We start from the raw sequence: 12,194 nt of genomic DNA on the forward strand, positions 1-12,194 counted from the left end.
AAAGCTGGTTAGAAACGTTCCATTTTTTGAAGAATTACTTGGGCAGCAGCTACCGTCTTCGTATGTGTAATGGATACAAAGCCGTCCACAAGATTTCCGTTAAAGTATAGAACGGGCCCACCTTTATCGTCAGGCAAGATTGCAATATCCAAAAAACTACAGGTTGGACCAATTCCGGTTCCAAGCGCTTTTGCGAAAGCTTCTTTTGCTGCAAAACGTCCCGCCAGGAATTCGATTCGCCGGTGGTTGGAAAGGTTCTCGTAGTATTGCTGTTCTGCAGTCGTAAGAATTCGATTGCGGAATTTATCGGATTTGTTGTCCAGTTCTGCAATCCGGTCAAGTTCTGTAATATCCAAACCAATTCCTGAGATCATTCAGTCACCTTCTTTCCATATAGAGTCGAAAAATTGTATACTAAAACAAAGATCGGGGGAGAGTCATGTTTATCCGTACTGAAAGTTTTTCTCAATACATTCGGCTATATCCTGTAGTGTCCACACTTATCGCTCTTAATGTCGTGATTCATCTACTCACGTTTCTGCCCTTCATAGGTGATACCATTTGGAACCTTGGAGTAGGCTCGAATTATTTGATTGAACAGGGAGAATATTGGCGTCTTGTCACACCAATGTTTTTACATCTTGGAATCATGCATCTGTTATTTAATATGTTTTCCTTATTCATCTTCGGACCAGAGTTGGAAAAGGTAGCTGGAAAAGCACGATTCCTAACTGTATATTTCTTGGCAGGTGTCTTTGGTGACATCGCTACATTCTTCGTATACGATTCCAGTTACTCTCACGTCGGCGCTAGTGGTGCGGTATTCGGGATTTTCGGTGCATTCGGGGCTCTTGTGTATTATACAAAAAAGATGTTACCGCAGCTTCGCCAAATTATGTTGCCGATTATCGGCCTCAGTGTTGTTATGACCTTTGTTGGACCTAACACTAATGCAGCAGCGCATATTGCCGGTCTGGTGGTCGGCTTCTTAATCGGATTAAGTATTTTCCATCCAAAGCGAATCATTAGCTGGCGCAAACCGAAGATCAAAGTTGTCCAGAAGAGATAAAGACTGCTAGAAAGTCAGTACTGCTGACTTTCTGACAGTCTTTTTGTTTTGTGGGGTACTTACTTGGATATATGAGCATTTTTAATTGGTTTATGAGCACATTTCGAGTGTTATGAGCAATTTCCTGGGTTTATGATCACTTTACAAGTTTTATGAGCACTTTTCTAAATTTATGATCATTTTCCAGCTTTTATGAGCACTTTCCTGAGTTTATGAGCACTTTACAAGTTTTATGAGCACTTTCCAACTTTTATGATCACTTTACAAGTTTTATGAGCACTTTCTAGCTTTTATGATCACTTCTCATGCTTTATGAGCACTTTCCAACTTTTATGAGCACTTCTCACGCTTTATGAGCACTTTCCAACTTTTATGATCACTTTCCTAAGTTTATGAGCACTTTCCAGCTTTTATGATCACTTCTCACGCTTTATGAGCACTTTCCAACTTTTATGATCACTTTACAAGTTTTATGAGCACTTTCCTGAGTTTATGATCACTTCTCATGCTTTATGAGCACTTTCCAGCTTTTATGATCACTTCTCATGCTTTATGAGGATTTTCCAGCTTTTATGATCACTTCCCCAGATTTAGGAGCATTCCCTCTCATTTACGAACACTCCTCAATCTGGACGTGTGACACCTACGAACATCTTTCCAAAAATCACAAACAGCCAAATTCAGATTCTCCGCACTCGCGTGATGGTTCATACCATTCCAGTAGGTACTCCGCTTCCTCTACATCCATCTGCCTCAGCCGAACGTCGTGAACGCCAATACCCGACTTCACATTCAAATGAATGGTCGCGACCTTTTTACGACGTTGAAAAATCGTTTGCCGCAAGTGCGTGGATTGAATTCTCTTGCGCATCGTGTAGGATGTTTCTAAACTAAATCCCCGCGAGCGTATGGTAACCTGACTGCCACTTACCCGATATGCAGCCGAGCGATGTTGCCAAACTCCAAATGCCATCACGAGTGGCACAATGAGAAGCGAAAACAGTCCATAGGGATAGAAGAACCAACCTAATAGCACAATCCCCGGAATCATCCACATGAAATCAATTCGATAGTAGAACCTGCGCCCTCGCTTAGGCAGTTTATTTTCAGGTTCCCGTAAATCTAGTTCAGGGAAAATAGCTTGTAGTGGTTCGTACAGCTCTTTCTTCTTCACAAGAGGAAACAGCTGGATTTTAGAACCATCTCCTGCAGCACCTGCACTATGCACTAGTACGCGTCCGTAGCCGAATACTTGACGAAGTGGGTTTTCTACAAAACTGACACTTTGAATCCGACTCAGCGGGATTGTGGTACGTTTTTTCTCGAGTAGCCCACGTGTAATGATCAGCTCTTCCTCCGTAACACGAACGGTAAACCCATAATACGAGAAAAACGTCATTGCGACAGACAATAACCATGCGACGAGCAAACCCACAAGAACTAAGAGGACAATAATAAATACACCAAATTTAATAAGGCCAGCAAGCTCGTTACTCACTTTATCAAGCGGCAAAAATTCTCCAAACTGGGATAAAAATATAGCCACCCCTGAAAAAATAACCCCGATTCCCCCAGACGTTGTGGCAAGAAGAATGAGTTGCTTCGGATTCAATGAAAACACACGTTTCTCAACGGGCTCTTCCTCATTTGGAACCGCATGATCTATCCCATCCTCAAGGACTTCCCCTGTTTCCTCGACTTTTCGTTTTTTTCCATCGGCAATGCGCTTCTTGATCAAGTCTGCATCTTCACGAGTAACAGCTGTCAATTCAGCTTCTGCTTCCCCTCCAGATGAGGCGGCCGTTTCAACTTGCACTTTCACCAGCCCAAGCGGTCGATGGAAGATACCTTCTGTGTAATTCAAACTTTGTATTCGTTCAAATGGGATATAGCGTTTCTTCCGCACGAATAATCCTGACTCGATTCGTAATTCCCCGTCTTCAAACCAGTAGGTAAACCTTCGCCATTTGATGAACCCACTTGTTAATAAATAGACGACCAATACCGTTCCGATAATGAGCGACCAATTATCGAGAAACCAGTTCCCACTCTCATTATTTCTACTTCCAGAGATAAAAACGACCACGAGCGGTAAGATTGCCTCTTTCAACGCTTTTACACTTTCCACCACAACCGTCACCCAGTGGAGTTTATACCGTGGTTCAGACATCATCTTCCGCCACCTTCGCAAGCGCTGAAATTCGATTTCGCAGTTCATCGGCTTCTTCAGCAGCCAGTGCCGGTATTGAATGAACGGTTGCAGCAGAAGAAATCGAGATCGCAGACAAGTCATATTTCTTCAAAATCGGACCTTGTGCTGTATCAACATGTTGCACGCGAACCATCGGAATGAGTGTACGGGTGACGATGAAAATCCCATGTTGCAATTCTATCTCAGACTCTCGAACTTCATAGCGCCACCGGGACCATCTGATCTTTGGAAACAGATAAATGAATAACCAACCGTATATCACGACAACCGCTACGGCAATTACATATATAAACCAAGGCCAATCAAAGAAAAATGTTAACGCACCTGCGCCTATTGCAAGTAACAGCACTAAAGCGGTTTGTAACCAGCCATATAAACGCCATACAGTTAAGCCTTTCCTTGATAGTTTGTTCGCAGGTTCTTTTCTCAAATCAATTCCTCCCTATCTATTACTAGTGTATACGATTGGAAGCATAAGATGTTTCAAATAACCACAATAAAAAGCTCGAAACCCGCACTTTTTCCTGTGCAAGTCTCGAGCTTTGTTTGTTTTTGTTTAGTGATTAGCGTTCAGACCGTCCGCCACGTGAGCGATCCCGGCTTCCACCACTACGTCCATCGCGACTTCCACCGCTACGTCCGTCACGGCTTCCGCCACTACGACGTTGGCCACCACTGAATCCACGGCCGCCACCATGTGAGCGATTGCCGCCACTACGATTGCCTTTATATCCGCCACGGCCGCCGCCACGTGATGGCAATGGACGTTCTTCTGTAATTTGTACAGGAGTAGCGTCAGGCTCATTTGTTAAATGTTTCAATGCTGCTGCAACCAAGTCAGTTGCATCGTATTTGCCAAGAAGGTCAGTCGCGAATTGAACGTAATCATTCAACTCATTCTTTTGAACAGCTTCAGCAAGTGTCTCAACTGCAACCTTTTGTTGGCCAAGAAGCGCCTCGTCTGATGTTGGTGGCTGAAGTGGAGTCATACGCTTTTTCGTTGTTTCTTCAACGATGCGTAGGTAACCCATTTCACGTGGTGTTACAAACGTGATTGCCATACCACTCTTACCTGCACGACCTGTACGGCCGATACGGTGAACGTAGCTTTCCGGGTCTTGTGGAATATCGAAGTTGTAAACATGTGTTACACCTGAGATATCAAGCCCACGTGCAGCAACGTCTGTTGCAACAAGGACGTCGATTTTGTTTTCTTTAAACTGACGCAATACTGACATACGTTTCGCTTGAGTTAAGTCACCATGAATTCCTTCAGCAAGGTATCCTCGGATGTTAAGCGCATGTGAAAGTTCGTCAACACGACGCTTTGTACGACCAAAAACAATCGCCAGTTCTGGCTGTTGAACGTTCAACAAACGAGACAGAATATCAAACTTTTCACGTTCTTGTGACTTCACGAAGAACTGTTCAATGTTCTCAACTGTCATTTCTTTAGACTTGATTTTAACGATTTCAGGATTTTTCATGAACGTTTCCGCAATTTTACGGATTGGTCCAGGCATAGTCGCTGAGAAGAGTAATGTTTGGCGCTCTGCTGGGACATTCTCAAGAATTGAGTTGATGTCTTCGATGAAGCCCATGTTCAACATTTCATCCGCTTCGTCCAATACAAGTGTTTGAACGCCGTCAAGCTTCAATGTTTTACGTTTAATATGATCCAAAATACGTCCTGGTGTACCGACAACGATTTGTGGATTATTTTTCAATGCACGAATTTGGCGTGAAATCTCTTGTCCACCAAATACAGACAGAATACGAGCACGTTTTCCGTGACCGATTTTATAGATTTCTTCAGAAACCTGAATCGCAAGCTCACGAGTTGGGGCGATGACAAGTGCCTGAACTGCAGGGTTGCTTGTATCAATTTTTTCAATCATAGGGATACCAAATGCAGCTGTCTTACCAGTTCCCGTCTGTGCTTGACCGATAACGTCCTTACCTTCCATTCCAAAAGTAACCGTACCTTCTTGAATTGGAGTCGCCTCTTCAAAGCCCATTCTCTTTAAAGAGTCTTGTGTTGATTTGCTGATGTTAAGTTCTGAAAATTTCGTCAAACTTCTCAATCTCCTTTGTGTTTTCCATTTGACAATTGGTTACATTTGCAAATGAAAGCGCGGCAAATCGGAGCCTTATGCTTTTTGGGTATGTTTCCGAACGTATACAAATCTAATGCGGGGGAAACATTGATTTCCTCTCGGACAGTTAGATGTAGTGGATGAAAGGAAAGCCCGGTCTTTGCCGAGCGGTTCGATAGAGGATTCTCCTCTTTAGTGGCCATTGCCTTCAAACCGTTTTATTCAATAAAAAATACTCTTCACAAAAGGAAGAGTTCTGCGTAAATGTATCCAATGCTCATGTTAGTTTACCACAATAAAGGCCGCTTCGCAAGCTATACACTCATGCCAAACAAGTCTTCTGTCCATCTTCTTCACGCATGAATGTAAGCACCTTATCAAACCACTCTGCGCAATCATCACTGTAACAAATATGGTGTTTCCCGTTATCAGAGAAAATCAATTGCTTCGTTAAGGAACCCAGGGAATGATAGAGCATGTCTGCACTTGAATAAGGGACAATACTATCTTGCATGCCTTGTACAATACAAACAGGCGCAGTGATTCTGCCATAATAAGGCTCAATCTGCTGGATAATCCGTGTGAATTGGTAAGCAGATCGAATAGGCGTATTGGCCAGTTTGTAACGATATAAATGGTAAAACGTGTTTGGTGGAAAGTGTTTAACGACCGGCTCGGAAAGTAAAATCGCAGCATCGGCCAATAATAAACGTGGTGAAATGTACTTTGCTGCAGCACTCAGTAAGACGAGACGTTCAACAGGATACCGAAGCGCTAAATACATCGCAATGAGTCCTCCCATCGAAAATCCGACTACAAAAATTCGATCTGTTCGCTTACTCAGACGTCTGTATGCGAGTTCCGCTTCCATGAGCCAGGCTTCTGCGGTGATTTCAGCTAGTCTGCCTCCTGGTTCATGCCCAGGTAATATAGGGATATCAATACTCCAGTTCGTATTGTCCTTTAAATACTGGACGAACGGGCGAACTTCAAATGAGCCACCCGTAAATCCATGGAGAATAATTACACCTGTTTTCACGGATTACGCCTCCGTTTCCAGTACACCTTTCAACACGTTCTCAAGTGCCATTCCGCGAGATCCTTTCAACAGAATAATGGATTGATCGTTGATGGATCCGAGTAATTTCTCAACGATTGGGGCATAGTCATTCTCTGTCCAAATCAGTTCCACATTCGTATTCCGTGTGAGAAGTTCGTCGTATAACCAATGCATTCTAGGTCCGTATAAGGCGATTCCTTTCAACTTTAGGTTGGCAAGTTGGTCTGCAACTGATTCGTGGAAATGTTGTTCATCTTGACCAAGTTCCAGCATATCCCCCAGCACTACCCACTTGTCATTACGAAGTTCTGTTTGACCAATGAACGTCAAAGCAGCACGCAACGATGTCGGTGCCGAATTATACGCATCATTGATGAACAGCGCACCACTTTTTGCTGTGACAGGTTGCATGCGCATCGGTGTTAAAACTGCATTCAGCAGCGCACTTCGGATCGATTCGTCAGTCATGCCTAGTTTTTTAGCAACCAGCATGGCCGCTAGCGCATTTTTTACTTGGTGCTCCCCGTAGACCGGGATAACAAATTGCCCCTCGATTTGACCTTCAACAGTAAACTGACTACCTTGTTCGGTCACTTTTATATCTTTCGCTAATACGTCACACGAATCCCCGTAGCCGAATGCATGTGCATCCAGCTCAGGATGTGAATCCACGAGTGCTGTAAGTAGCGGCTCATCACCATCAAAGTAAAACGCTCCGTTTGATGAAAGCCCATCAATAATTTCGAATTTTGCTTTCGCAATCCCCTCTCGACTGCCGAGATCCTGCATGTGAGCTTCACCGATATTCGTAATAATTGCAATATCCGGCTTCGCTAATTTAGAGAGGAATGAAATTTCCCCAAAACCACTCATACCCATTTCCAAAACAGCCACTTCGGTATCTTCTTCAAGGGAAAGAATCGTTAACGGCATCCCAAGTTCGTTGTTGAAATTCCCTTCTGTTTTACGAACTTCAAATTTTGCGCCTAACACACTTGCAAGTAAATCTTTTGTCGATGTCTTACCGTTTGAACCCGTGACACCAATCACTTTACATGTAAGCTGTTCGCGATAGCTACGAGCAAGTTGCTGCAAAGCAATCTCTGCGTCTTCTACAAAGATAAGCGGAATGTCTTCGGGAGGGTTCGGTTCATCAGCGAGCCATAGCGCAGCAACTGCACCATTTTCAATAGCTGAACGGACATACACATGCCCATTTGCATGTTCTCCGCGGAACGGGATGAACAACTCACCTTCCTGGATATTTCTTGAGTCAATGGTTGCTCCTGTCACTGTAATCCCTTCTAAATGCTGTCCAGAGGCTTCTAACCAGCTGGCCAGTTCAGTCAATTTTCGTTTCATCAGTCATCCCACTCAATCCATTGTGTATTGTATCTTTTGTTTTTCTGCATGGCGTGCGATCGCCAATTCAATAAGACGGTCAATTAGTTCTGGATAACTTACGCCAGTATGTTGCCAAAGTAGCGGGAACATACTCGTTGGTGTAAATCCAGGCATTGTATTCACTTCGTTGATAAGCACTTCGTCACTTTCAGTTACAAAGAAGTCAGCGCGAACGAGTCCCGCACAGTCTAGTACTTTAAATGCACGATATGCCATGTCTTTCATACGGTTTGCAACGTCATCAGATACTTGTGCAGGAATTACCAATTCTGTGTTTCCGTCTTGGTATTTTGCTTCGTAGTCGTAAAATGCTGCAACAGGCTTAATTTCCCCTGGTACGGAACACGCAGGCTCGTCGTTTCCAAGTACGCCCATTTCGACTTCACGTGCTGCGACCCCTTGTTCCACAATGATTTTCCGGTCGAATTTTAGCGCAAACGCAATCGCTTCCTTCAAACTTCCTCGATTATCCGCTTTGCTAATACCTACGCTTGAGCCTAAGTTCGCTGGCTTTACAAATACCGGATATTCAAGTGTTTGCTCTGCAGCGTCTAGTAGACGCGTTTCATCATTTTCCCACTCTGAACGAATGAAATGGACATAAGGCACTTGTGCAAGCCCAACTTGAGCAAACAATTGTTTCATGACGACTTTATCCATCCCCGCTGATGAGGCAAGAACGCCATTTCCAGCATAAGGGATATTCATCACTTCGAAGAGACCTTGAACGGTTCCATCTTCCCCATTTGTTCCGTGGAGTAGTGGTAGGATGACATCTGGTTTACTTTCAAGTTGAAGGAACTGAGTGATACTATCCGGCTCGTTGGTTCCGTTTCCGCCCAAACGCAATTCTTCGATTGTTTTCACAGGTGCCGCAAGAGATGTGCCCGTACGCCACTCCCCTTCAGAAGTTATGTAGATCGGCATCACTTCGTATGCTTCAAAATTGATTGCTTGTGTAGCTGCGCGCGCTGTAGATAACGAAACTTCATGTTCAGCTGATTTTCCTCCGTAGACTAATCCTAGCTTTTTTTTCATAATAATCCCTCTCGATCGGTTAGTTTTCGTCTCACTAGTTTACCATGAACCGTGGGTGAAGCTAGAAAAAACCTCTCTCTTCATCTATTGTTAGAGTAATAAGTTTTATAATAGAGAAACTTATCAATCCACAATCACGTCTTATGAACCACGTGAATCTTTGACCTAACTACGGTATACTTTACCAATTATCTCCTTAGGAAGGAGTTTCGCTTTGAAACTTTCAACCAAGTGGTCAGATCGCTTTGACTGGACACTTGCCTTATTACTGTTCTTGTTTTTTATCGTCAGTTTAACTGCAATTGGTTCTGCTCAAAACTCCGGACAATACAACACAAACTTCATCCCACTGCAAATTCGTTGGTACGTCCTAGGTGCTTTTATCATTTTTGTTATGATACAGCTCGAACCTCAACAATACAAAAAACTGGCGTGGCCCCTTTATGGCTTTGGAATTTTTCTTTTAGTATTTCTTATGTTATCACCAGGCGGTGAAGATCAAATTGCAGAAACTCGCCTTGGTGCAAAGCGATGGTTACATCTTCCTATCATAGGAACGATTCAACCTTCAGAATTCATTAAGTCTTTTTTCATCCTCGGATTAGCTCGAACAGTTAGTGTACATCATGAACGTCATCCAGAAAAATCGATTAAGATGGATTTAATGCTACTTGGAAAAGTAGGCGTGATGTTGCTGGTTCCGCTTGCTTTCATAATGAAGCAACCAGATTTGGGGACGTCTCTTGTATTCATAGCGATTACAATTGCTGTCGTTATCGCATCCGGGATTTCATGGAGAATTCTTGCTCCGTTCATGGCAGTCGGTGCAACACTGGGAGCCACTCTTTTGTGGATGGCTATCTATGCACAGGACTTTTTGCAGAAGCTTGGTTTTGACCCTTACCAATTTAAGCGGGTCTATTCGTGGCTCGATCCCTATTCGTATCCAGGTGAAGAAGGGTATAATCTGATTCAAGCAATGACGGCGATTGGATCTGGAGAGTTCACTGGAAAAGGCTTCAAAGAAAGTGTTGTGTATATTCCTGAAAATCACACAGACTTCATCATCAGTGTTATTGGAGAAGAGTGGGGATTCGTCGGGACAAGTTTACTAATTATACTTTTTTTCGTATTCATTTATCATTTAACTAAAATCGCATTAACGTTGAAAGATACGTTCAGCATCTATGTGACTGCAGGTGTAATTGCCATGTTAGCTTTCCATGTGTTAGAAAACATCGGCATGAATATTCAACTGCTTCCGATAACAGGAATCCCTCTCCCTTTTATTAGCTATGGAGGTAGTTCCTTATTTAGTAATATGTTTGCAATTGGTTTGATTTTTAGTATTCGGTTCCACCAGCAAAATTACTTATTTGAAACAGAAGAGTAGTAAACGGACAAAACAGGAAAATTTCCTCTTGTGGGTTCGGGTACGTTTTCGGTTATAATGAGTGACTGTAACTCTATGAAACGACAAAGGTGACAAATTATGAAAATACAACAAAGATCTGCGGACCGGTTCGATTGGCCCCTAGCCTTTATCTTGCTTATGTTTGGAGCAATTAGTCTAATTGCTATTTCTTCAGCTCAAACGACAGGACAATATGGTATTAATTTTATACCGTCTCAAATTCAGTGGTATGTCGTAGGTTCAATTATTATTGCTTTCACCATGTACTTCGAACCTGAACAATATAAAAAAGCAGCATGGCTTATTTATGGAGCGGGCATTTTCTCCCTTTTCGTGCTGTTCATCCTCCCGGAAAGTATGGAACTTGTCGCTCGCCGTAACGGAGCAAAAAGTTGGTTCCACTTACCTGGTGTGGGTAGTATCCAGCCTGCCGAGTTCATGAAAACATTTTTTATCATCGGTCTCGCTCGCGTCATTACAAAGCACCATGAGAAGTTTACCGAGAAGACGTTGCAAACCGATTTCATGTTACTTTTAAAAATCGGTGTGGTCCTAATTGTGCCACTATTTTTCATTATGATGCAGACGGATTTAGGAACAGCGTTAGTTTTCCTCGCCATTACTGCTGCTCTAACTATTGTATCCGGCATTACATGGAAAATCTTATTGCCAATCTTTGTGGGTACTGCTTCTATAGGAGGCACAATGCTCTTTATGGCATTATATGCCCAAGATTTTCTTGCGTCACTTGGATTTAAGCAGTATCAGTTTCAGCGAATCTATTCATGGCTCGATCCCTATTCATATTCGTCAAACGAAGGCTTGCATCTCATTACTTCGTTGAATGCAATTGGCTCTGGAGAGATTTTCGGTAAAGGGTACAAAGACCGCGAAGTGTATGTTCCAGAAAGCCATACTGACTTCATCTTCAGTGTTATTGGAGAGGAATGGGGATTCTTCGGCGCAAGCGTAGTCATTTGCCTATATTTCTTTCTGATTTATCATTTGACGAAAATTGCATTGGAGTTAAAGGATCCATTCAGCACGTATATTGCGGCGGGAATTATCGCGATGATTACGTTCCATGTATTTGAAAATATCGGTATGACCATACAATTACTTCCAATTACAGGGATTCCCCTTCCGTTTATCAGTTATGGAGGTAGTTCTTTGATGGGGAACATGCTCGCCATCGGTCTAATTTTCAGCATGAAATTCCATCACCGTACGTATATGTTTAACTCGGATGAGGAAGAATAAAAAACACGACCTAGGAATATTCCTAGGTCGTGTTTTTAGTTATGGTTGGATTTGCGGGTCTTGCTGAGCAGGCGGTGTAAGTGCCTTCAGCATATCTAGACGCGATTTTGTCATTGTAGCGGAAACACCTAACTTCGCTAAGTTTGTGATGATCTTCTTCAAATCGATTTCTTTCGCCATCTGGTTCCACCTCAACCTTTCTATAGTGCAGGACGCACGAATTGGATGTAAGGTTCTATTTTTGCTCTAATCTTGATGTTTTCCTTTGTCTAACTTCATTATACCACAATTGTCAAGTTTTTAACCTTTCAATTATGTTACAAATGCTCTTTTTTCGTAAATTTCATTGAGCAAGCGCAATTGATATACATACTCCCTTAAGGTACACAGCTACTGTAAGAGAAAGGGGAACATGGTTCGTTAGGATGGACCAGTTTTAAATTGGCAGCCGTCGAGCGTGATGGTGTCGCTCTAGAAGTTCCCATCCGAAGTGATAGATTTCTATGTTTCAAATTCACCGAAAAGGGAATCGTTGATAGCACTTGCTACGTCATCAAAAAGAGATTCGGAACACTTCTCGCGCGAGTGAATAAGAGAATTACTAGGAAAATATTCCAATAGTTGTAGAGTTCGAATCCATT

Annotated in this window: 11 protein-coding genes; 3 read left to right on the forward strand and 8 right to left on the reverse strand. The window is 42.8% G+C overall.

Going from position 1 to position 12,194, the window contains the following annotated elements; genetic code table 11:
- Positions 1-8 precede the first annotated feature (8 nt).
- Positions 9-374 carry a holo-ACP synthase gene (acpS, locus tag M3197_RS15320; protein WP_251662482.1) on the reverse strand — a complete coding sequence of 122 codons (366 nt, stop codon included), beginning with the start codon at positions 372-374 and terminating at the stop codon, positions 9-11.
- A 65-nt stretch (positions 375-439) separates the two neighbouring features.
- On the opposite strand from acpS, the gene M3197_RS15325 reads away from it, so the two are divergent.
- The gene (locus M3197_RS15325) at positions 440-1,069 is read left to right on the forward strand and encodes a rhomboid family intramembrane serine protease (protein ID WP_251662484.1); all 630 of its coding nucleotides are present in this window, start codon (positions 440-442) and stop codon (positions 1,067-1,069) included.
- A gap of 664 nt (positions 1,070-1,733) precedes the next feature.
- Here the strand turns inward: M3197_RS15325 and M3197_RS15330 are convergent.
- The 6 genes from M3197_RS15330 to M3197_RS15355 all read right to left on the reverse strand — a co-directional run bounded on the left by M3197_RS15330 (position 1,734) and on the right by M3197_RS15355 (position 8,879).
- On the reverse strand, positions 1,734-3,239 hold the full coding sequence (locus M3197_RS15330; RefSeq protein ID WP_251662486.1) for a PH domain-containing protein: 1,506 nt from the start codon (positions 3,237-3,239) through the stop codon (positions 1,734-1,736).
- A complete protein-coding gene (locus M3197_RS15335) occupies positions 3,232-3,711 on the reverse strand; it encodes a PH domain-containing protein (protein WP_251662488.1) in 480 nt (159 codons plus the stop codon). The genes M3197_RS15330 and M3197_RS15335 overlap by 8 nt, the downstream gene beginning before the upstream one ends.
- 133 nt (positions 3,712-3,844) lie before the next feature.
- Positions 3,845-5,356 (reverse strand): degradosome RNA helicase CshA, encoded by a 1,512-nt coding sequence (gene cshA, locus M3197_RS15340; RefSeq protein WP_251662490.1) that lies wholly within the window; start codon positions 5,354-5,356, stop codon positions 3,845-3,847.
- Positions 5,357-5,699: 343 nt separating this feature from the next.
- Entirely contained in the window at positions 5,700-6,416 is a 717-nt protein-coding gene (locus M3197_RS15345) for an alpha/beta hydrolase (protein ID WP_251662492.1), read from the reverse strand.
- A gap of 3 nt (positions 6,417-6,419) precedes the next feature.
- Positions 6,420-7,799 (reverse strand): UDP-N-acetylmuramoyl-tripeptide--D-alanyl-D-alanine ligase, encoded by a 1,380-nt coding sequence (locus tag M3197_RS15350; RefSeq protein WP_251662494.1) that lies wholly within the window; start codon positions 7,797-7,799, stop codon positions 6,420-6,422.
- Positions 7,800-7,811: 12 nt separating this feature from the next.
- A complete protein-coding gene (locus M3197_RS15355; RefSeq protein ID WP_251662496.1) occupies positions 7,812-8,879 on the reverse strand; it encodes a D-alanine--D-alanine ligase in 1,068 nt (355 codons plus the stop codon).
- Positions 8,880-9,093: 214 nt separating this feature from the next.
- On the opposite strand from M3197_RS15355, the gene rodA reads away from it, so the two are divergent.
- On the forward strand, positions 9,094-10,272 hold the full coding sequence (gene rodA, locus M3197_RS15360) for a rod shape-determining protein RodA (protein WP_251662498.1): 1,179 nt from the start codon (positions 9,094-9,096) through the stop codon (positions 10,270-10,272).
- Between the two features lie 99 nt (positions 10,273-10,371).
- Positions 10,372-11,553, forward strand: coding sequence for an FtsW/RodA/SpoVE family cell cycle protein (locus tag M3197_RS15365; RefSeq protein ID WP_251662500.1), 1,182 nt, complete (start codon positions 10,372-10,374; stop codon positions 11,551-11,553).
- A gap of 39 nt (positions 11,554-11,592) precedes the next feature.
- Here M3197_RS15365 and M3197_RS15370 read toward each other — a convergent pair whose 3' ends face one another.
- Positions 11,593-11,733 (reverse strand): Lmo0850 family protein, encoded by a 141-nt coding sequence (locus M3197_RS15370; protein ID WP_172643597.1) that lies wholly within the window; start codon positions 11,731-11,733, stop codon positions 11,593-11,595.
- Positions 11,734-12,194 lie beyond the last annotated feature (461 nt).

This window comes from Sporosarcina aquimarina, assembly GCF_023715615.1.
Lineage (GTDB): Bacteria > Bacillota > Bacilli > Bacillales_A > Planococcaceae > Sporosarcina > Sporosarcina aquimarina_A.